Annotated in this window: 19 protein-coding genes, 10 tRNA genes, 1 rRNA gene and 1 pseudogene; 26 read left to right on the top strand and 5 right to left on the bottom strand. The window is 35.3% G+C overall.

The window, feature by feature from the left end; genetic code table 11:
* The first annotated feature begins 136 nt into the window (after nucleotides 1-136).
* From rrf to glpK, 20 genes and pseudogenes are all read left to right on the top strand, one after another.
* Nucleotides 137-252 (top strand): 5S ribosomal RNA (gene rrf / locus JOC75_RS23045).
* A 12-nt stretch (nucleotides 253-264) separates the two neighbouring features.
* Nucleotides 265-339 (top strand) — tRNA-Asn (locus tag JOC75_RS23050).
* 2 nt (nucleotides 340-341) lie between these two features.
* Nucleotides 342-414, top strand: a tRNA-Thr gene (locus JOC75_RS23055).
* Between the two features lie 28 nt (nucleotides 415-442).
* Nucleotides 443-517, top strand: a tRNA-Glu gene (locus tag JOC75_RS23060).
* 59 nt (nucleotides 518-576) lie between these two features.
* Nucleotides 577-652, top strand: a tRNA-Val gene (locus tag JOC75_RS23065).
* Nucleotides 653-786: 134 nt separating this feature from the next.
* Nucleotides 787-859, top strand: a tRNA-Thr gene (locus JOC75_RS23070).
* A 13-nt stretch (nucleotides 860-872) separates the two neighbouring features.
* Nucleotides 873-956, top strand: a tRNA-Tyr gene (locus tag JOC75_RS23075).
* 144 nt (nucleotides 957-1,100) lie between these two features.
* A tRNA-Gln gene (locus tag JOC75_RS23080) sits at nucleotides 1,101-1,175 on the top strand.
* Nucleotides 1,176-1,181: 6 nt separating this feature from the next.
* Nucleotides 1,182-1,254 (top strand) — tRNA-Lys (locus JOC75_RS23085).
* A gap of 5 nt (nucleotides 1,255-1,259) precedes the next feature.
* Nucleotides 1,260-1,334 (top strand) — tRNA-Gly (locus JOC75_RS23090).
* A 9-nt stretch (nucleotides 1,335-1,343) separates the two neighbouring features.
* Nucleotides 1,344-1,419 (top strand) — tRNA-Ala (locus tag JOC75_RS23095).
* A 242-nt stretch (nucleotides 1,420-1,661) separates the two neighbouring features.
* A complete protein-coding gene (sigW, locus tag JOC75_RS23100) occupies nucleotides 1,662-2,225 on the top strand; it encodes an RNA polymerase sigma factor SigW (protein ID WP_146950708.1) in 564 nt (187 codons plus the stop codon).
* Nucleotides 2,226-2,238: 13 nt separating this feature from the next.
* On the top strand, nucleotides 2,239-2,871 hold the full coding sequence (locus JOC75_RS23105) for a zf-HC2 domain-containing protein (RefSeq protein ID WP_204956274.1): 633 nt from the start codon (nucleotides 2,239-2,241) through the stop codon (nucleotides 2,869-2,871).
* A 310-nt stretch (nucleotides 2,872-3,181) separates the two neighbouring features.
* The gene (gene cdaA, locus JOC75_RS23110) at nucleotides 3,182-4,003 is read left to right on the top strand and encodes a diadenylate cyclase CdaA (RefSeq protein ID WP_204956275.1); all 822 of its coding nucleotides are present in this window, start codon (nucleotides 3,182-3,184) and stop codon (nucleotides 4,001-4,003) included.
* Complete coding sequence (locus tag JOC75_RS23115; RefSeq protein WP_204956276.1) at nucleotides 3,996-5,243, top strand: CdaR family protein; 1,248 nt, start codon at nucleotides 3,996-3,998, stop codon at nucleotides 5,241-5,243. Before cdaA ends, JOC75_RS23115 begins: the two co-directional genes overlap by 8 nt.
* A 28-nt stretch (nucleotides 5,244-5,271) precedes the next feature.
* The gene (glmM, locus tag JOC75_RS23120) at nucleotides 5,272-6,618 is read left to right on the top strand and encodes a phosphoglucosamine mutase (protein WP_204956277.1); all 1,347 of its coding nucleotides are present in this window, start codon (nucleotides 5,272-5,274) and stop codon (nucleotides 6,616-6,618) included.
* A gap of 477 nt (nucleotides 6,619-7,095) precedes the next feature.
* A complete protein-coding gene (gene glmS / locus JOC75_RS23125; protein ID WP_204956278.1) occupies nucleotides 7,096-8,901 on the top strand; it encodes a glutamine--fructose-6-phosphate transaminase (isomerizing) in 1,806 nt (601 codons plus the stop codon).
* A gap of 334 nt (nucleotides 8,902-9,235) precedes the next feature.
* Nucleotides 9,236-10,128: pseudogene (locus JOC75_RS23130) on the top strand (sulfite exporter TauE/SafE family protein).
* 58 nt (nucleotides 10,129-10,186) lie between these two features.
* Nucleotides 10,187-10,372, top strand: coding sequence for a YezD family protein (locus tag JOC75_RS23135; protein ID WP_204956279.1), 186 nt, complete (start codon nucleotides 10,187-10,189; stop codon nucleotides 10,370-10,372).
* Between the two features lie 451 nt (nucleotides 10,373-10,823).
* Complete coding sequence (gene glpK / locus JOC75_RS23140; RefSeq protein ID WP_204956280.1) at nucleotides 10,824-12,326, top strand: glycerol kinase GlpK; 1,503 nt, start codon at nucleotides 10,824-10,826, stop codon at nucleotides 12,324-12,326.
* Nucleotides 12,327-12,415: 89 nt separating this feature from the next.
* Here the strand turns inward: glpK and JOC75_RS23145 are convergent, their stop codons facing one another.
* Entirely contained in the window at nucleotides 12,416-12,736 is a 321-nt protein-coding gene (locus JOC75_RS23145) for a thioredoxin family protein (RefSeq protein WP_204956281.1), read from the bottom strand.
* Between the two features lie 344 nt (nucleotides 12,737-13,080).
* Between JOC75_RS23145 and JOC75_RS23150 the strand changes: the two genes are divergently transcribed.
* From JOC75_RS23150 to JOC75_RS23170, 5 genes are all read left to right on the top strand, one after another.
* Nucleotides 13,081-13,839, top strand: a complete 759-nt coding sequence (locus tag JOC75_RS23150; protein WP_204956282.1) for a GTP cyclohydrolase II — start codon at nucleotides 13,081-13,083, stop codon at nucleotides 13,837-13,839.
* Nucleotides 13,836-14,936, top strand: coding sequence for a bifunctional diaminohydroxyphosphoribosylaminopyrimidine deaminase/5-amino-6-(5-phosphoribosylamino)uracil reductase RibD (ribD, locus tag JOC75_RS23155; RefSeq protein WP_204956283.1), 1,101 nt, complete (start codon nucleotides 13,836-13,838; stop codon nucleotides 14,934-14,936). The genes JOC75_RS23150 and ribD overlap by 4 nt, the downstream gene beginning before the upstream one ends.
* Before the next feature lie 164 nt (nucleotides 14,937-15,100).
* The gene (locus tag JOC75_RS23160) at nucleotides 15,101-15,892 is read left to right on the top strand and encodes an alpha/beta hydrolase (RefSeq protein ID WP_204956284.1); all 792 of its coding nucleotides are present in this window, start codon (nucleotides 15,101-15,103) and stop codon (nucleotides 15,890-15,892) included.
* A 199-nt stretch (nucleotides 15,893-16,091) separates the two neighbouring features.
* Nucleotides 16,092-16,580 (top strand): GNAT family N-acetyltransferase, encoded by a 489-nt coding sequence (locus JOC75_RS23165; RefSeq protein ID WP_204956285.1) that lies wholly within the window; start codon nucleotides 16,092-16,094, stop codon nucleotides 16,578-16,580.
* An 80-nt stretch (nucleotides 16,581-16,660) separates the two neighbouring features.
* On the top strand, nucleotides 16,661-17,182 hold the full coding sequence (locus JOC75_RS23170; protein WP_204956286.1) for a YfiT family bacillithiol transferase: 522 nt from the start codon (nucleotides 16,661-16,663) through the stop codon (nucleotides 17,180-17,182).
* Nucleotides 17,183-18,009: 827 nt separating this feature from the next.
* On the opposite strand, the gene JOC75_RS23175 is transcribed toward JOC75_RS23170, so the two are convergent.
* From JOC75_RS23175 to JOC75_RS23185, 3 genes are all read right to left on the bottom strand, one after another.
* The gene (locus tag JOC75_RS23175; protein WP_204956287.1) at nucleotides 18,010-18,447 is read right to left on the bottom strand and encodes a hypothetical protein; all 438 of its coding nucleotides are present in this window, start codon (nucleotides 18,445-18,447) and stop codon (nucleotides 18,010-18,012) included.
* A 355-nt stretch (nucleotides 18,448-18,802) separates the two neighbouring features.
* Nucleotides 18,803-19,222: a hypothetical protein gene (locus tag JOC75_RS23180; protein WP_204956288.1), complete on the bottom strand. Its 420-nt coding sequence runs from the start codon at nucleotides 19,220-19,222 to the stop codon at nucleotides 18,803-18,805.
* A gap of 144 nt (nucleotides 19,223-19,366) precedes the next feature.
* Nucleotides 19,367-19,873, bottom strand: coding sequence for a DUF4275 family protein (locus JOC75_RS23185; protein ID WP_204956289.1), 507 nt, complete (start codon nucleotides 19,871-19,873; stop codon nucleotides 19,367-19,369).
* Between the two features lie 258 nt (nucleotides 19,874-20,131).
* On the opposite strand from JOC75_RS23185, the gene JOC75_RS23190 reads away from it, so the two are divergent.
* Nucleotides 20,132-20,749, top strand: coding sequence for a class I SAM-dependent methyltransferase (locus JOC75_RS23190; protein WP_204956290.1), 618 nt, complete (start codon nucleotides 20,132-20,134; stop codon nucleotides 20,747-20,749).
* A gap of 353 nt (nucleotides 20,750-21,102) precedes the next feature.
* Here the strand turns inward: JOC75_RS23190 and JOC75_RS23195 are convergent, their stop codons facing one another.
* Nucleotides 21,103-21,567, bottom strand: a complete 465-nt coding sequence (locus JOC75_RS23195; RefSeq protein ID WP_204956312.1) for a divergent PAP2 family protein — start codon at nucleotides 21,565-21,567, stop codon at nucleotides 21,103-21,105.
* Between the last annotated feature and the right edge of the window lie 28 nt (nucleotides 21,568-21,595).

Below are 21,595 nucleotides of genomic sequence, written 5' to 3' on the forward strand. Positions count from 1 at the left end.
TGAGGTGGAAGCGCGGTGACGTGTGGAGCTGACAGATACTAATCGATCGAGGACTTAACCTAAATATTTAAGCGAACGTCAGTGAATTGAATTGTGAGTTGTTATCTAGTTTTGAAGGAATATCCTTCTAAATATGTCTGGTAATGATGGCGAAGAGGCCACACCCGTTCCCATGCCGAACACGGAAGTTAAGCTCTTCAGCGCCGATGGTAGTTGGGGGTTTCCCCCTGTGAGAGTAGGACGTTGCCAGGCTTTGTATATTAATCCGCAGTAGCTCAGTGGTAGAGCTATCGGCTGTTAACCGATCGGTCGCAGGTTCGAGTCCTGCCTGCGGAGCCATTGCTTCCATAGCTCAGTTGGTAGAGTACTTCCATGGTAAGGAAGAGGTCACCGGTTCGAGCCCGGTTGGAAGCTTATGAAAATATTCTTCTAACTAAAGAACGGCCCATTGGTCAAGCGGTTAAGACACCGCCCTTTCACGGCGGTAACACGGGTTCGAATCCCGTATGGGTCACCAAAGTTTTTTTGCATAGCGAAAAAACTTACATTAATAATTTTCCTATAATAATAACTTTTGGAGGATTAGCTCAGCTGGGAGAGCATCTGCCTTACAAGCAGAGGGTCGGCGGTTCGATCCCGTCATCCTCCACCATAGATTTTTCGCGGAGCGAAAATATCTTACCATTTCATTTAACATCTTAAATACCTTCTACTAGCTTAGAGTATTTATTCCAAAGTGAAAATGGATTCTAAGATATTCAATGAAATAAATACTTAAATCTACACGCCGGTGTAGCTCAACTGGTAGAGCAACTGACTTGTAATCAGTAGGTTGGGGGTTCAAGTCCTCTCGCCGGCACTGTTTTATATATGGAGGGGTAGCGAAGTGGCTAAACGCGGCGGACTGTAAATCCGCTCCTTAGGGTTCGGCAGTTCGAATCTGCCCCCCTCCACCATCTTATTATATAATGAATGATGATAAACGATGATAGAGTTGGTTTTAATACAATTCATTAATTGTTTTTTTATTTTCTCATTATCAATATTGTGAATAACTTCACGATAATATGGTTACTATAATTATTAAGACATTTATTTATTGGGCTATAGCCAAGCGGTAAGGCATCGCACTTTGACTGCGACATGCGTTGGTTCGAATCCAGCTAGCCCAGCCATTTAGAGAGCCATTAGCTCAGTTGGTAGAGCATCTGACTTTTAATCAGAGGGTCGAAGGTTCGAATCCTTCATGGCTCATTTTTGCGGAAGTAGTTCAGTGGTAGAACACCACCTTGCCAAGGTGGGGGTCGCGGGTTCGAATCCCGTCTTCCGCTCCATATTTTTAAGGGGCCTTAGCTCAGCTGGGAGAGCGCCTGCCTTGCACGCAGGAGGTCAGCGGTTCGATCCCGCTAGGCTCCACCAAAATTATCAACAATAATGTACTTATATAAAAAGCGATAAACCTAGTTTATCGCTTTTAAAATTGTCTTTTTTAATTTCAATAATAAAATCAATGGGTTTTTCACGATTTATTTTACTTTCTTTAAAACTTTCCTCCAAAGTTCTCCAAAATTTGTTAAAATAATTTTATGTGAAAAAAATGAAACCAAACGGTAACCTTAATCGTATAAAAAGAGACCCGCAGAGTGCGGAGGTATGACAAAATGGAAACGATCGTGAAAAAAAGGATTAAACAAGTGAAAAAAGGTGATCAGAATGCCTTTGCTGAAATTGTTGATCTGTATAAAGACAAGATATATCAATTGTGTTATCGAATGCTAGGAAATGCTCATGAAGCTGAGGACATAGCTCAAGAAGCTTTTATTCGATCATATGTAAATATTCATACATATGATATGAATAAAAAGTTTTCTACATGGCTATACCGTATTGCAACAAACCTTTGTATCGATAGAATAAGAAAAAAGAAACCTGATTATTATTTAGATGCAGAGATTTCTGGAACTGAGGGTTTAACAATGTATTCTCAGGTTGCATCACAGGATGCTTTACCTGAAGAGGAGTTAGAAACAATAGAACTGCAGGAAACTATTCAGAAGGAAATTCTAAAGCTTCCAGATAAGTATAGAACTGTTATTGTTTTGAAGTATATTGACGAACTATCATTAATTGAGATTAGTGAAATTTTGGACATTCCTGTTGGTACGGTTAAAACCCGCATCCATAGAGGAAGAGAGGCACTCAGAAAGCAATTAAGGCATTTATAAAGAGGTGAGTAATGTGAGCTGTTCTAATGAGTTTATTCAGCTTTTACACAAATATATGGATCAAGAACTATTAGAGGAAGATGAAGCTAAAATAAAAGAACATCTTCATACATGTAAGGAATGTTATCACCATTTTCATGAACTTGAAAAAGCTGTTGCACTTGTTCAAAGTACATCTCATATAGAAGCACCATCTGATTTTACATCAGCTGTTATGAACAGACTTCCTAAAGAAAAGAAAACTGTATCTTGGAATAGATGGTTAAAGGGTCACCCACTACTATCAGCTGCATCTTTATTCTTATTACTGATGACAGGTAGCTTATTTTCTGCATGGAATGAAGATCAGCATTTTAGCGTTTCTAAGCAGTCTAATTTAGTTGTTGAAAATAGCAAGGTGACTGTACCAAAAGGTGAAATCATTGAAGGGGACGTTACAGTAAAGAATGGAACACTCTTAATTGAAGGTAAAATAGATGGAGATGTTACTGTAATTAATGGGGATGTAACGTCAAATAATGGTGAAAAGTATGTAGCATCTGCTGGTCAAGTTACTGGTGATATACATGAAGTAAATGAGATGTTTGATTGGCTTTGGTATCATATAAAGTCAACTTCAGAGGATGTTGTTAGTATTTTAAGATAATCGCTGGTAGGTACATCAGTTTGACTATCTATGCTCAGAAGATTGGCTGCACTATTTTTAAGGTCATCAAATTGGTGACCTTTTTACATGATTAAAGGTGAAGTGATATAATAGAGAAGTTACCTTTCGAAGCTATTTACATAACTGGATAAAAGATGAGGTAATGAGTTTTTTAGTGAAAATTATATATTGGAAACAGATTTTAAATAAAATGTATTGAGGTTTCTAGATTTTATTAAATTCTGTTTTATGTTTTAAACACAAATAGGCTTGCTTAGAAAGACGATTAAAACTCATGGAGGACGAGTGAATGGGATATGAGGATATACCGGTATTACATTACCTCGGTATAGCTGTTGATATTCTCCTTGTTTGGTATGTTATCTATAAACTAATTATGGTAGTAAGGGGAACAAAAGCTGTTCAGCTATTGAAAGGAATTACAGTTATAATCGTAGTCCGTATGTTAAGTCAGTACATGGGTTTGAGTACATTGCAATGGTTAATGGACCAAGCTCTAACATGGGGATTTTTAGCGATTATTATCATATTCCAACCAGAGCTGCGCAGAGCTTTAGAACAGCTAGGAAGAGGTCGGTTATTTACTAGAGGTGGTTTACCTGGAGAAGAAGATCCAGAAGTAGCCGTCGAAGCAATCGTAAAAGCAACAGATTATATGGCTAAACGTCGTATTGGGGCATTAATGACGATTGAAAAAGAAACAGGGATGAGTGACTATATAGAAACTGGAATCGCCTTAGAATCTAGAATTTCATCTGAATTACTAATTAATATCTTTATCCCAAATACACCTCTTCATGACGGTGCAGTTATCATTCAGAAAAACCAAATTGCAGCTGCAGCGTGTTATCTGCCACTATCGGAAAGCCCTTTTATTTCGAAGGAGCTTGGTACGCGACATCGAGCGGCATTAGGAGTTAGTGAGGTTACGGATAGTTTAACAATTATTGTTTCTGAAGAAACAGGAAGTGTATCTGCTGCTAGAAATAGTGAACTTCATAGGAACTTAACTCAGGATGAATTAAGAAATATTCTACAAAAAGAGTTAAATGCTCCAACAAAAGCTGTTTCCTCAAACCGTTGGCAATGGAGGGGAAAAAAGAATGGATAAACTAATAGAAAGCCCATGGGTCATGAGGTTTATTGCATTATTTTTAGCCTTGATGCTTTATGCCTCGGTTAATATTGAATCAGGATCTCCAAGTACAAGTAAGCCACCGCCATTATTAGGAGGATCTACATCTACTGATCAGAGCACGGTTACAGAAGTACCCGTCACTACATATTTTGATCAAGAAAATCTTGTTGTAACAGGAGTACCTGAAACAGTTAGTGTAACATTAGAGGGAACAACTGGTTCGATAACAAAGGCAAGTAAGCAAAAGGGTTTCGAAATTTATGCAGACTTAACGAATTTATCTATTGGAACACACCAAGTGAAATTAAAGCATAAAGATCTTCCAAGTGACTTAACAGCAAGCATTAACCCTTCAATTATTACAGTCTCAATTGAAGAAAAAATAACAAAGAGCTTTCCAGTGACAGTTGATTTTCTAAATGAAGATAAACTTGAAGAAGGCTATGAACCAGATCAGCCAATTGTTAGCCCAAATAGTATTAATGTGACGGCATCAAAGGAAGTAATAGAGCGAATTTCAGCTGTGAAAGCAACAATAAATTTGGAAAATGCAAAAGAAACAGTTGAATCAGATGCAACCATAACAATATATGATGGGGATGGAAATATTCTTCCTGTGGAGGTTGAACCTTCAGTTGTTGATGTTACGGTTCCTATTAAAAGTCCAAGTAAAGAATTACCTTTTAAAATAGTTAGAGAAGGTGAGCTTGGAAAAGGACTAAGCATTTTAAGTCTTGAGCCTGATCCAAAGCAGGTTACTGTTTATGGTCCTTTAGATGTTTTAGAGAACCTGGAATTTTTAGATGGAATCAAAGTTGATCTAAGTAAAGTGACAGAAGATACTGTTCTGGAAGTTGCAATTCCAAAGCCAGAAGGAGTTAACAAGGTATCTCCTGAGAAAATTAACATAAAAGTAGATATAGATAATCAAGAAGAAAAATTATTATCTGATCAATCAATCCAAGAGGTTGGAATGTCAGAGGGAAAGAGATTTGATTTCCTTGATCCAGATTTAGGCTCTATTGATGTACAAATCTTTGGGGCACCAAGTGTTATTGAAAACATAACGAGTGATGATATAGAGCTGTATATTAATTTGGCAGATTTAAGTGATGGAGAACATGAAGTAAAGGTAGAGGTTAATGGTCCTCAAAACATCACCTGGTCATTAGAACAAGAAACAGTAAAAGTGAAAATTTCCTCAGCCTCTTAGGCAGATAGGATAAAAGGAGCGAAACCAAATGGGAAAGTATTTTGGTACAGATGGAGTACGAGGAGTAGCGAATAGTGAATTAACACCTGAATTAGCTTTTAAAATAGGGCGATTTGGTGGGTACGTTTTAACAAAGGATAAAGAGCGTCCTAAGGTTCTTATTGGTCGTGACACTCGGATATCAGGACATATGTTAGAAGGAGCACTAGTTGCTGGGCTTTTATCAATTGGGGCAGAGGTTATGCGATTAGGCGTCATCTCGACACCAGGTGTTGCTTATTTAACAAAGGCACTTGGGGCAGAAGCTGGAGTCATGATTTCTGCATCACATAATCCTGTTGAAGATAATGGAATTAAATATTTCGGACCAGATGGTTTCAAGCTTTCTGATGATCAAGAGCTGGAAATTGAAGCATTGATGGATCAAGAAGAAGATACTTTACCTAGACCTGTAGGGAAGAATTTAGGACAAGTTAATGATTATTTTGAAGGTGGACAGAAATATCTTCAATTCTTAAAACAAACAGTAGATGAAGACTTTACTGGCATTCATGTTGCATTAGATTGTGCACATGGTGCAACATCGTCATTAGCAACACATTTGTTTGCTGACTTGGATGCAGATGTTTCTACTATGGGTACATCACCTAATGGATTAAATATTAACGATGGTGTTGGTTCAACACATCCAGAGGCACTTTCAGCCTTTTTAAAAGAAAAGAATGCAGATATCGGATTAGCATTTGATGGAGATGGTGACCGTATGATTGCAATAGATGAAAATGGTGCAATCGTTGATGGTGATCAAATTATGTTCATTTGTGCCAAGTACTTAAATAATGAAGGTAGACTGAAGAAAAATACTGTTGTATCTACAGTTATGAGTAACCTTGGTTTCTATAAAGGCTTGGAGATAGAAAATATCAAGAGTGTTGCTACAGCGGTAGGTGATCGTTATGTAGTAGAAGAAATGAGAAAAAATGACTATAATCTTGGTGGAGAACAGTCAGGGCATATTATTTTCTTAGATTACAATACAACAGGTGACGGATTGCTTTCTGGTTTACAGCTGGTTAATATTATGAAATTAACTGGTAAGAAATTATCAGAGCTTGCAGAGGAAATGCAAAAATTCCCTCAATTACTTATTAATGTGAGAGTAACTGATAAATATAAAGTAACTGAAAATGCCAAAGTTAAAGAAGTGATTACAGCAGTTGAAGCAGAGATGAATGGAAATGGTCGTATACTTGTTAGACCATCAGGTACAGAGCCGTTAGTACGTGTTATGGCAGAAGCTCCAACTGAAGAGCAATGCCGTGAATATGTAGAAAGAATTGTAGAAGTTGTAAAAGCAGAAATGGGATTAGAGTAGTAGCTTTAGAAGCGGGGAAACCCGCTTTTTTATATGCTTAAATATTGAGGATCAAGGTTTCTCATTAACAAGAAAAGAAACCCATGCATATAGTGTAAGTAAACAATCGATACTAAGGTTGTGAAGCAATTGGAAAAAATAGATTGACGATTTAAATCTTCGTATTGTAATATTAACTTTGTGTTTAAATTTAATGTAAAGGAGCATAGGTTTTATCTGAAAACATCATAAAGCGCCTGAACTAAGTGGACGAAAAAGCTTAGTTGACGAGGATGGAGGTTATCGAAATTTCGGCGGATGCCTCCCGGTTGATTGGTTACAACCGTAAACTTTTTCTTAAAACAAAGAGGTAACTTTTTGAACAAAGGGAAAAGTGTAGCCTTCCAAATAACAAAAAACATGTGTGAGGGGACAGTGAATGTCTCCGAAATTTAATTGACAACTGTCCCATGACACACTCTATGGGAGGAAACAAATATGTGCGGAATAGTAGGATATATTGGACAAAATGACTCTAAGGAAATTCTTTTAAAGGGATTAGAGAAATTAGAGTATCGAGGATATGACTCTGCTGGAATTGCAACGATGAATCAAGATGGAGTGCATATTTTCAAAGAAAAAGGTCGTATTGCTGAGCTACGTAAAAGTGTAGATGAGAAAGTTGAAGCATCAACAGGAATTGGTCATACAAGATGGGCGACTCATGGCGTACCAAGCCAAGTAAATGCACACCCACATCAAAGTACAACTAGTAGATTTACTATTGTACACAATGGTGTGATTGAAAACTATGCCATCTTAAAACGTGAGTATCTACAAAACGTTGACCTAAAAAGTGATACAGACACAGAAATAATTGTCCAAGTTATTGATAAATTTGTTAATGAAGGATTAGAGGTTGAGGAAGCGTTCCGTCAAACGTTATCAATCTTAAAAGGCTCTTATGCAATTGCATTATTAGATGAGCAAAATCCTAACATGATTTATGTCGCAAAAAACAAAAGTCCTCTTCTTGTTGGTTTAGGTGATGGTAGCTTCAATGTTGTAGCATCAGATGCTATGGCAATGCTACAAGTAACTGATCAATATGTGGAGATCATGGATAAAGAAATGGTATTCGTTGAACGTGAAACGGTTACTATTAAAGATTTACAAGGTAATGTAATTGAACGTGCACCTTACAAAGCTGAAATTGATTCTAGCGATATTGAAAAGGGCACATATCCTCACTACATGTTGAAAGAAATTGATGAGCAACCTTTAGTTACAAGAAGAATTATTGATAAATACCGTAATGATGCTGATGAAATCACAGTTGATTCAGATATCGTAGCTGCAGTTAATGCGGCAGACCGAATTTATATTGTTGCTGCAGGAACTAGCTATCATGCAGGGTTAATTGGTAAACAGTTTATTGAAAACTGGGCTAAAATTCCTGTTGAAGTTCATATTGCAAGTGAATTTTCTTACAATATGCCTTTATTATCACCTAATCCACTGTTTATTTTTATCTCACAAAGTGGAGAAACAGCTGATAGCCGTGCAGTATTAGTACAAATTAAAGAGCTTGGACATAAAGCATTAACAATTACAAATGTTCAAGGATCTACACTATCTCGTGAAGCTGATTATACAATGTTATTACATGCTGGTCCTGAAATTGCTGTAGCATCAACAAAAGCATATACAGCACAACTAGCAGTGCTTTCTATTCTTGCAGCAGTTGCAGCTGAAGGAAAAGGTCGTTCATTAGAATTTGATCTAACGAAGGAGCTTGGAATTGTTGCTAATGCAATGGAGGTTCTATGTGATCAAAAAGAAGAAATGGAAGAGATTGCAAAGGAATACTTTGCAACAACTCGTAATGCATTCTTTATTGGTCGTTCTGTAGACTACTATGTAGGATTAGAAGGAGCATTGAAGCTTAAAGAAATCTCATATATTCAAGCTGAAGGCTTTGCAGGTGGAGAATTAAAGCATGGGACGATTGCTTTAATCGAAAATGGAACACCAATTATTGCACTATCAACTCAAGAACATGTTAACTTAAGTATTCGTGGAAATGTGAAAGAAGTAGTAGCACGTGGTGCAAATCCTTGTATCATTTCTATGAAAGGCTTAGAAGAAGAAGATGATCGTTTCATTCTTCCAAGTGTTCATGAGCAATTATCACCATTAGTAGCTGTTGTACCATTACAATTAATTTCTTATTATGCAGCATTACACCGTGATTGTGATGTTGATAAACCAAGAAATTTAGCTAAGAGTGTTACAGTAGAATAATTGGTTAGAGTTAAATGCTATTAACAACATAAAGTTGCTAAAAGCTAATATATAAGTAATTCCCAAAAGCGATTGAAAATTGGAGCATCCCTCCAGTTTCAATCGCTTTTTTGTTTTCTTGTAAAGAAATAATATAGAAAAGTAGGTACCGTTGATATAAGTTTAGAAACTAAAATTTAAATACAAGTTGACAGGTAGGAATAATATGAATTATAATCTGACTAATTAGAAAATGGAATAAGAAAGCCGATCGGTCAACCGAAGGTATAACTTTATCACATGATTGGGTTATGCCTTTTTTATTGTCATTTTCATATCAAATGAGGTGTTAATTATGAGAAAATTGATTGTTTTTGCCTTTATTGGATTACTTGCACAGTTAATTGATGGTGCATTGGGAATGGCATATGGTGTTACATCTACATCACTTTTGTTGACCTTCGGCTTTGCTCCGGCAGTAGCTTCTGCATCGGTACATCTTGCTGAGGTAGTGACGACTGCTGCTTCAGGTGCGTCACATATCAAGTTTGGAAATGTTGATAAGCAGACTGTTTATCGATTAATTATTCCTGGTTCAATAGGAGCCTTTTTAGGAGCTACATTTCTTAGTCATATCCAGGTGAACTTGCAAAGCCTTATATATCGTTATTTCTTCTTTCGCTAGGCGTGTATGTATTGATCAAGTTTTTATTTAAATTCACTCCTACACAAGTAAAGAAAGAGATCTCACTTACTAAAAAGCAATCAATTCCACTAGGGTTGATCGCAGGCTTTGCTGATGCAACAGGTGGAGGAGGTTGGGGACCAATTGCTACACCTGTTTTATTATCAAAAAAGGGAATGAGTCCTCGCAAAGTAGTTGGCACAGTTGATACAAGTGAGTTTGCAATTGCTGTATCAGCAACACTAGGATTTCTTATTTCATTAGGGTGGCAAGATGTAAATTGGTTATGGGTAGGTGCATTAATGATAGGTGGTATTATTGCGGCACCAATCGCAGCTTGGATCGTTCAAAAAATTCATGGTCAATTAATGGGTGTTCTTGTAGGTGGATTTATTATATTGATTAATTCTAGAACATTAGTAACAAGCTGGATCGATAATACGGCAGTATATCCTTATATTTATATCGGGATTTTTGTAATTTGGATTATTGCTATTTCTCACACTGTATCAAAAATCAGAAGCATAAGCAGTAAGGTGAAAAATCAACTATCACTTGATTAAAAAGTAAACATTATTTAAGTGTTTGAGTATACACAGTGAAAGGTGAAAGGGGAGAAGGTTGTTGGTAAGGAATAATAGTAAACAAGAAGTTATCGATAAAATTGCTAGTTTATTAGAGGATATTGAATTTGGAACACTGCAAATCACAATACATGATTCACAAGTTACCCAAATAGAAAAAAGTGAGAAGTATCGTTTTGCCTTTAACAAAGGGAATGAAGAAACACAGGGTAAAAAGAAGTAAATAAAAAGTTGACCGTTTATTAGGCAGTTTACTCTATACTTTTCTAGAAAGAAACTTTTAAAAAAATCTCAATGATTTGAATAGAGATTTCAGGTAAAATAATTAGAATTGCTCGTAGAAAAAAGGAAGAAAGAGGAGAAGAAGGGAAGAAGGGGGTCTGTCCCTCACTATGGTGAGGGACAGACCCCCTTCTTCCCCCTTCTTCTATAAACAAATTATATCAAATTTAACTAAAAGCGTTTACAAGTAGGAGACATATTTCTTATAATAGAAATAAGTTAATATTCGTGCTGATAAGAAACCAGAGACAGCTATGCGTAATTATCGATTCATTCGATAGATGCATATGCTGTCTATTTTTTTATAAATATATAATCATTTATCGTTATCAGGGTCATTATTAAACGAAGAGTATTGTCTGAATAGATATAAGTAAATAGGGGGGATTTCAGTGGAAAAGAAATATGTATTAGCACTTGATCAAGGAACAACAAGCTCACGAGCAATTCTATTTAATAAAGAAGGAGAAATAGTTGATATTGCTCAACAAGAGTTCAAGCAATATTTTCCTAAATCAGGTTGGGTTGAGCATAATGCACAAGAAATCTGGAGCTCAATATTAGCTGTAATTGCACAATTATTAACTAAAACATCTATTTCTCCTAAAGAGATTGCAAGTATTGGTATTACAAATCAAAGAGAAACGGCTATCGTGTGGGATAAAGAAACAGGATTACCTATTTATAACGCAATTGTATGGCAATCAAGGCAAACAGCAGATATTTGTGAGGAATTAAAGGAAAAAGGATATAGCGACTTATTTCATAATAAAACAGGGTTGTTAATTGACGCCTATTTTTCCGGTACTAAGGTGAAGTGGATTCTTGATCATGTAGAGGGAGCAAGACAAAAGGCAGAAGAAGGGAAATTGCTATTTGGTACAGTAGATACATGGTTAATTTGGAAGTTATCTGGTGGACAAAGGCATGTAACAGATTATAGTAATGCTTCAAGAACACTTATGTATAATATTTATGACTTGAAATGGGATGAAGAATTATTAGACATTTTAACGATTCCAAAGTCAATGCTACCAGAAGTATGTTCTTCGTCTGAAGTGTATGCTACTACAGTTGATTATCACTTTTTTGGAGAAGCTGTACCGATTGCAGGTGTAGCGGGAGACCAGCAAGCAGCATTATTTGGGCAAGCATGTTATGAAAAAGGAATGGCCAAAAATACTTATGGAACAGGCTGTTTCATGTTAATGAATACTGGTGAAAAAGCGGTAAATTCAGAAAGTGGCTTACTAACAACAATTGCCTGGGGAATTGATGGGAAAGTTGAGTACGCGTTAGAAGGAAGTATCTTTGTAGCGGGCTCTGCCATTCAATGGCTCCGTGATGGACTAAGAATGATTGATGATGCTTCTGCTAGTGAGGAATATGCTAGTAAGGTTGAGTCTTCTGAAGGTGTATATGTTGTGCCTGCATTTGTTGGTTTAGGAACACCATATTGGGATAGTGAATCACGAGGAGCTGTTTTTGGTTTAACACGCGGAACAACAAAAGAGCATTTTATTCGTGCAACGTTGGAATCTCTAGCATTCCAAGCAAAAGATGTTCTTAAAGCAATGGAAGCAGATTCAGGTATTGAGCTTAAAAAGCTTAGAGTTGACGGTGGAGCGGTTAAGAATAATTTCTTAATGAATTTTCAAAGTGATGTTTTAAATGTACCTGTCGAACGACCAGTAGTTAATGAGACAACAGCGTTAGGAGCAGCATATTTAGCAGGTTTAGCAGTCGGATTTTGGCAGGATCGGAATGAAATTGCGAAGAAGTGGAAAGTAGAGAAGTCATTTGATCCAAGTATGAATGAAGATGAAAGAAGTCAGTTGTATGAAGGCTGGCAAAGAGCTGTCCATGCAACTATGAGCTTTAAACCTATGAAATAAAGAAAACGATGAAAGAGAGGCTGACAGCTTACCCAGTAATGCTGTCAGCCCTTTTTAATGCCACAACTTATAACCTAGTCGCTTTAAGATTATTTAATTGAGCTAGTAAGGAATTCAATTACTTGATCAGGTGTTTTTGCATTTGCGCTATGTAAGTGTGCTTGTTTTTCACCGTCCTTGAATACTAATAAGCTTGGAATCCCCATGACATCATACTTTTCTGCTATTTCAGGTAAATCATCTTTGTTGATTTCATACATCTCTACATTTTCAACCTCTTCAAAAACTGTTGGTAAAAACATATCCATTCGTTTGCAATCAGGACACCAATCTGTAAAGAATTTCAAAACAACTGGTTTATTGCTATTTATTAACTCCATAAATTTCTCTTCTGTTTTTACATGCTCCATTAAGATCACCTCATTCACTATTTTAACCTAATCATAAAGAAAATAAAGACCTCTATTCAACAATAGTAAAACAAAGCTTTGTTGCTACTTATTTGGTACAAGAAAAAATAACACTACCAAGATTTATCATGAGCTTTACTATAAGCTTTCATATATAATGTAAAACATCATATTTTCTATAGGAAAAAGCATAGAAAATTGACTTATTTATCTTTCGAATTTAAACTTACTTACAATAAGTAACCACTAATATTCTATAGATAGTAGGGGTACACGTAACTTCTTTTAGACAATGTAAGGGAAAGACCTTTTATATAATGGATCAATAATCAGGAGGCAATATGATGATAGAAGCAACAGAACAAACATCATTAAAAGCTTTGAAAAAGAAAATAAATATGATATCTCATGAATCTGGACAGACTTTTATTGTTGGTCCAATAAAATTGCCGGTTCAATTGGACGGGGCAACTTTGGAATTTAACTGGTACAGTTGGTTAGAGATGGAGAATTCCTTAAATCTACCTTTAGAAGAGCAAAAGGATATGTTAATCAAAAGCTTAGCAACGGCTAACTTAGCAGAAAGTCAGCAATCTAGTGTATTAGTTTATGGAGATTTTGAACATAGTGAAGAAGCACTTATCCGTATGCATAGCATTTGTCATACTGGTGATATATTTGGAAGTAAGCGATGTGATTGTGGATTTCAGTTGAAGCAATCGATGAAGATAATCGCTGAACATGGATCAGGTGCACTTTTTTATTTGGCAAATCATGAAGGTAGAGGAATTGGATTATTTAGCAAAGCAATGGCCTATCTTTTACAAGAAGAAGGGTTAGATACAGTAGAAGCTAATGAATATTTAGGCTTTAAAGATGATAGCCGTAATTATGATGAAGCTATTAGAGTATTAAAATCTATTCGTCAGAAGCCTGTTACGTTAATCACGAATAATCCGAATAAATTAGAGGCACTTAAAAATTCAGGTGCAAATGTGACTGGTAGAATGCCTTTATGGGGAGATATTTCGATGTATAATCAACGTTATTTAGAAACGAAAATGGAGAAAGCAGGTCATTTCCGAGGAGGATATCCAATTTGAGTGAACATGAATTTTACATGAAGCTAGCATTAGACAATGCGAAGGCGATGAAAGGCCAAACAGCTCCTAATCCGCTTGTAGGAGCTGTTATTGTGAATGACAATCGGATTGTTGGTGTTGGTGCCCATCTAAAAGCTGGGGAACCTCACGCGGAAATTCATGCTTTACGCATGGCAGGCGAAAAAGCAAAGGGTGGTACTATTTATGTAACACTGGAACCATGTTCACATCATGGACGAACAGGTCCTTGTGCAGAGGCACTTGTTACAGCTGGGTTAAAGAAAGTGATTATTGCAACACTTGATCCTAATCCAATTGTTGCGGGAAATGGTGTTAAAATTTTAGAAAAAGCTAATATTGAGGTTATCGTTGGAGTTTGTGAAGAAGAATCACGTAAAATGAATGAAGTATTTAATAAGTTTATTGTGAAGAAGCAGCCGTTTATGACATTAAAAGCAGCTACAACGTTAGATGGGAAAATATCCTCTCATATATGGGACAGTAAATGGATTACTTCAGAAGAAGCTCGCCATGATGTTCATCATTTGCGGAATGAACATACAGGTATTTTAGTCGGCGTTCATACAGTTATACAAGATGACCCAGAATTAACAACGAGAATACCATACGGTCGAAATCCTATTAGAATTATTTTAGACAGTACTTTACGTATTCCAATGAATAGTAAGGTAATTACTGACAAAAAAGCTGAAACATGGATTTTTACATCCGAGAATTATAATTCAGGGCTGAAACAGGAGTTAGAAAAACTCGGTGTGAAGGTTTTTGTAACAAAGGGCAAACAACGAGTAGATTTACATGATACCCTGAAAATATTAGGTGAACAAAATGTTTCATCTGTGCTAATTGAAGGCGGAGGAGAAGTTAATGCGTCCTTTTTAAAAGAACAATTAGTTGATAAGCTAGTTTTATATGTGGCGCCTAAATTAATTGGCGGTAAAAGTTCACCAGGTTTTTTTGCAGGTGAAGGTATCGAGAAAATGTCCGATGCAATAGATCTTAAAGAATTAGAAATTATTAAAATTGGTAAAGATTTTAAATATACTGGTTATCCTGTCTTTAAGAATGAAAAATAAATAGACGTTAACTATACACGATGTAAGCTCTTAAGCTTAATACATCGTGTTTTTTAATGTTGTCATGGAAAGAGATATCCTGTAGAATAAAACCAAGTAAACTAATAAGAATAATTAAGATAAACATATAATCTAAATAATCAAATCGACTAGGAGGAAGGAAGATGGAAAAAAACTCATATCCTGTGATCAATGGTGCAGAAAGCTTATACTTCTCTGGAAATAAAAAAGGAATTTTGTTATGTCATGGTTTTAATGGAACTCCACAGAGTATGCAATATATAGGTGAACAATTATCACAATATGGTTATACAGTATCTATTCCACGGTTATCAGGTCATGGTACTCACTATAAGGAAATGGAAAGTAGTACGTATGAAACTTGGATTTCAGATTTAGAAAATGCTTATGAGGAATTAAAATCAAGCTGTTCAAGCATATTTATTGTTGGTCAATCTATGGGAGGTGCTTTAACTCTACAGCTTGCAGCAAAAAAGCAGCATATTGATGGGATTTTCCTTATTAATGCTGCTGTAACAGAGGTAGCTTATGAAAATTTAAGAGACGCGGAATCACCAAGATTTATTAATGAAGGAACACCAGATATTAAAAAGCCTTCAGTCTTTGAAATTACTTATGATAAAGTGCCACTTAAAGCGATCCATCAATTATTATTTTTAATGGAGGATACAAAGCAGAAGATTACAAAAGTAAGTTGTCCTACTTTCATCTTTAAATCTGCCGTTGATCATGTTGTATCGCCAAGAAATTCAGATTTTATCTTCCATTATGTTTCATCAGATATCAAAAAACAAACTGTGTTAGAGCATTCATACCATGTAGCTTCAATGGATTATGATGCTCAGCTTATTGTTGATACTATCCACAAAGATATTAACAATTTAAAATCTCTTGAATCAGTAAAAACAGGAAAAAATGAAGTGTATAAAGCATAAAAGTGGATAACTAAGCATGTTATCCACAGGTTATCCCCATAATCACATAGTTACCCACATTTTTGTAAACACTTTATTTTTATAAATGTTATTCTCCACAGCTGTTACAACCCCCAAAAGTAATGCTATAATTTGTCATTATGAAAACCATTTTAAATGAGGTCGAGTAAAATGAATGTAACAATTCGGAGTATGAAAAATGAAGAATGTAACAATTCGGAGTATGAAAAATGAAGATATTCAGAGTGTTCAACATGTAGCGAAAACAAGTTGGAACACTACTTATAAGGGAATTATTCCAACCGAAATACAGGAAAATTTTATTAATATGGCATATTCTAATGAAATGCTCGAAAAGAGATTAGTAAATACAGTATTTTTAGTAGCTGAAGTAGAAGGGGAGATTATCGGATTTATTAATTTTACACCTTTAAAAAGTGATGCTAAAGTTGAATTAGCTGCTATTTATCTTTATAAAGATTATCAAGGAAAAGGGATTGGCACATCTTTATTAAATGAGGGAATTACGTTCTTTCCCAACTTGAAGAAAGTATATGTTAATGTTGAAAAGGATAATGAGGTTGGACTTGCCTTTTATAAAGCCAAAGGGTTTATCATTGAAACAGAGTATGATGATTTGTTCGATGGTCATATATTAAAAACAATCAGACTGGCACTAAATTTATAGAACTTTTACACTCGCTTTAATAGATAGACCGAAATATAATAAAAGTGAGAAGATAAAAGTTTTATAAGGGAGTGAGTGTAGTGAGAAAAAGCTTACAGTATCCGATTGGTGAATTTGTCGTTCCGAAACAAACTAGTATCGAAGATAGGAATCAGTGGATAACAGATATAGAACAAATGCCTCTTCTCTTAACAAAGGCACTTGATGATTTATCTAAATCGTTGATAGATACATCATATAGACCTGGAGGATGGACAGCAAGGCAAGTTGTTCACCATTTGGCTGATAGTCATATGAATAGTTTTATACGTTTTAAGCTAGCTCTTACTGAGGAGAGGCCGACAATAAAGCCATATGAGGAGCATTTATGGGCTGAGCTGCCAGATTCTAAGTTATTCCCAGTGGAACACTCACTTGATTTACTTCATTCTCTTCATAGTCGTTGGACGTATTTATTGAAGAATATGTCTTCTTCAGATTTTGATAAAACCTTATATCATCCTGCAAGTAAGAGGGAGATGTCTTTGTTAATAAATACTGCTCTTTATTCTTGGCATGGTCGACATCATATTGAGCATATTAAATTAGTGCAGGTTCATTAATAGTAAGAGGAATGTATAGGATTTAAATAAGGATAGGTTGCTAGTAGTAGAGCTAGTAACTTATCTTTTTTATTTAGGGCGTTTTCTTAAACTAGGTTGGTTTTGGTGAGAATAGTTATTTTAGTGGATTTTAACGTAAAAATTGGTTCGTTTCATTGCGTTGCAGACACAAGATTCGCCGGGGAGGAAGTCGAGCCTCCTCGTAAGCTGCGCGCCTGTGGGGTCTCGATCATTCCTCTACACCCGCAGGAGTCAAGTGTCTTCCGCTCCATTCCACTATGGTTATATTAATATTTTTAAAGCAACAATCCTTTGAGTAGACCATTTTTTGAGAAGAAAACATAAAGTATGACTTGAAATAAGATATTAAAACATAATTATGTTTAGCTGCATTAACGTATAAAAAACAATGCAAATAGCGAAGAAGAGAGTGTGTCCCACATTCAATGAATTTAAAAGTTTGTAAAAACATATTGGTATGCAAGTATATAAGCGATATTTAATGCTATTGCAATTATTAATTTGATGAAGGGTTCTTTTAACACAATTGCACCTATTCCTAAAAGTACTCCGCAAAATGTTACCATTGGTGGTAAGAGGAAGATAGCAATATTTAAGATCCGTAGGGAAAAAAAGTCGAAATGTTAGATGGAAAAGTGACTATAGTTAACGTGATATTAAGTACGACACAAAAATAGGACATTTTATTTAAAGGTGGCAATAAATTAACCTCTATTCATTTGTGGAGTTTTTCGACCAATCACTTGAACATAGGGGTTGTATGTTTAGTAAACATCACCTGACTTCAACAAGGGTTTGATTTATTCCTATAATTGAAGTGAGCTGTAGTTTGTTTTAAAGTGGTTGAATAATGCAACTTCGATATTCGATAACCACTTTAGTTCTCCTAAATGTCTTCGGAATACTAATTCATCTGGCTTCTCAGATGCTACTCTTTTTCTGGCTATTTCTTGTCCGTTCTTATCCTTTGCGATCAAAAATATATCACAGGAATATAAACCATGTTCTATAAAAACTTCTGCTTTATAGTTTCGATTTGGGCTACTTTTTGGTTTCTTCCATACATAATTAGTTTTGTAACTAGCTTTTTTCACGCAATTATAAGCATCATTGAATGGAGTGCTTTCCCATTTATTCAGTTCAACGACTTTATCAATCCCTTGCTTCAACTTCTCGAGTATGACTACTCTTTTCTCTTCGTCATCTAACTTGAAAAATTCACTTGCATCATAAAGAATCTCCACATCGCAAAAGCCGCCTATAATAGTTAAATTTGACTTTGGAGATGCCTTCACACAGATAATATTGATTTGTTTAACTTCGGTCGTGTAAAAATTTGAAAAGTGTCTTTCATAAAGAGACGTTATACACCTTGATTGAAAAGACAGATTTTTATCCACTTCTGCAATACCCTCATCATCACTGGAATACAAGAGAAAATGTTTTAAAATTATTAGTTATCACCCTCTGTAGTAGCTATTAAATTAATGTTTCTCATCCCTGAATCATTTTGCTATGTTAATAGCGACTGTTCTTATTGAACACTCGCCCCGTTTGTTGAATATGGTTAGTCAAATTGTCTTATAGGTGGTTCTTAGTTTAATGAGTTGGAGAAGAACTCGCTAATATTTTTTTCAAGAGTCGAAAAATAAGATAAAATATAAAACAATTAAATAAAAAGCCTAATGGTTGAAGGGAAACAGAGCCATTTATAGGATAATAGCTGAACCATTGTGCAGGAAAACCATAGAAACTGTCATCACCTTCAGTGTAAACACCTATAACAGGTACAAAAACAATCCCTATCGTAATAACATAACTTAGGAAGTAGAAATTTTTATATAGCTTCATATCTTTTCCAAATAAATATACTCCCATAACTCCAATAATCAAAGCAACAATAATAAATGGAACAAAGAAACTGGGTTCTTCGATGTCATAAAACCTCATGGGGGGGATGATAGTTATGAGATAAAAAACTAGGAAAATATACAATACTTTACATGTATCCTTGATCATCAGTTTACCTCCTGAAACTTGGTTTTCTCAATAGCATTTACTTGAAAAATATCTTGATGTTAAGACGGACTATTTTATTTTTAAACTATCCATTAATTAAAAGGTATTCCTGCTTTTATCGGAGAAGGGCTCTCTAGATGAAGATCATCTGTTTTCTACTTTATAAAAATATGGTCCACACATTGATTCATGGGTATTAACATATGTCCAAGAAAAGTTTTTATCGAAAATATAAATATCTTGCTGAGAGTCAAAGTTTTCAGCTACTAATTCAGATGCATTTAAATATAGAAGTACACTAGTAACTCCTTGATACATGATGTAAAGATCTTGTTTCTCGACAGCATTAAAAGCATTTCTCGCTGCTTCTTCCTCTAAGCACTCTTGTTTCTCGTAACTAAAAATATGCCACCTAAATTGATCATAATAAATATCTCTTTTAACGTGATCACTTATATTCTTGGCAAACGTGCGATCCCATCTCTTAATTAGTTCCTCTGAATCTTCTATATCTGAAATAACGACTCCTTTATCTTGAAGATTTTTATTATATAGATACTCTTCTTCGATGGATTTAATTGACCAATAAACATTTTCTAATTCTTCTTCTGGTAACTTGTCTAAAAGTTGGTTGATTTTAGTTCTTATCATTTTGAACTCCTTACTTTACTTTAGTGATGTAGTCAGTCTTCTTGCATTTTTTAAAAGAAAGGCTCTAATCTCTTTATTAACTAAGGTACTCTTGAACTAATTTTCTTCACGAAGAATCATTTCTTTAAATTTTAACATTAATTTCCTTTTATGTATCCGAAAAAATTCATCTGTTAGTGATTATATAAAGAAGAAATTCTCGCTAAAAGGTTTAGTATGTATGAAAAAGTGGCATTTAAATGATAAGGTGATGTGTTGATGAAGTCATTTAAGAAACATTTTAGTAAACCAGATGGGATTTTAGGGATGATAGCTGGGAGAATTATGGCTTTAGAAAATAGAAAGTTAAATGCTTGGACTGTTTCTTTATTAGGGTTAAAGAATCATGATCATATACTTGAAATTGGCTATGGAAGTGGAATGTGTATGGAAAAGATCTTAAAAACGCACAATAATATTAAGATTGATGGAGTAGATGTGTCTGAAACGATGAGAAAGCAAGCATCCAAAAGATTAGAAGATAAAATCGAAAATAAGCAAGTTCATCTTATCACTGGTGATATTGAAGAGGTAGATATGCCTTATCAGGCTTACGATAAAATTATGACAGTGAATAACTATACGATCTGGGATCATCCCAAAAAGGGTTTGGAGAATGTGTTTGGTGCTTTAAAATCAAATGGGAAAATAGCAATCACAATGCAACCACGGGAAGAAAATGCAAGCTCAGCAAAAACAAGAATGTTCGCTAAACAAATTTTTAATGATTTAACTAATTGTGGTTTTTCTAATATAAAAATTCACTTCAAAAGAATTCGCCCTGAATTAGCAGTTTGTGTAACTGCTGTTAAATTAAAGAGGCTGGGACATAATTAAAGATGTCATACAAAAAGACGAATAAATTTAAATTCAGTTAAGTTGAAAGAATCAAGTTCGTTCCATTGCGCTGCAGACATTTGCTTTCCGCGGGGAGGAGGCTAAGCCTCCTCGGCGCAAGCGCCTGTGGGGTCTCAGCCTTTCCTCTGCACCCGCAGGAGTCAAATGTCTTCCGCTTCATTCCACTAGTTCTTAAAGATAGTATGCAAAATCAAAAGATCTATTGAAGACAACAAATAAAAACCCGAAATATTAGGCGAATAATCAATTGAAATATCTCCTAATATTTCGGGTTTATCATTAGCTTAAATACTTATGTCCCGGCCTCTTTTGTTCATTTTTATGTTAAATCCCTATTTCTCAAGATAAGAGCTAACAAGACCGATAAGAATTCCAAGCAATGCTCCTCCTGCAACCTCAGCAGGTTGGTGACCCAGTAATTCATTCAATTCTTTTTCTTGTTTGACGTGAAATAATCCAGGCATATGACCGGACAAAACCTCAATATCAGCATCGATATCATTGACTATTTTAGCTATTTCTCCAGTATGTCTTCTAATTCCTTGAGCGTCATACATAACAATGATTCCAAAAATAACAGCTAGTGCTGTATCTGTGGAGTTCCATCCTTTTTTTGTTGCTACATAAGTAGCTAAAGCAGAAACTCCTGCAGAGTGGGAGCTTGGCATACCACCTGTTTGAAAAATAGGTCTCCAATCCCACTCATTATTTACTCGTTTATTTGTGAGAACCTTCAATCCTTGAGCAATTCCAATTCCTGAAAGTGCTGTCCATATTCCTCGATTCATTAAACTCACCCCTATATATGTAGTGTTCAACAAATTC

The organism is Metabacillus crassostreae (assembly GCF_016908395.1).
Lineage (GTDB): Bacteria > Bacillota > Bacilli > Bacillales > Bacillaceae > Metabacillus > Metabacillus crassostreae.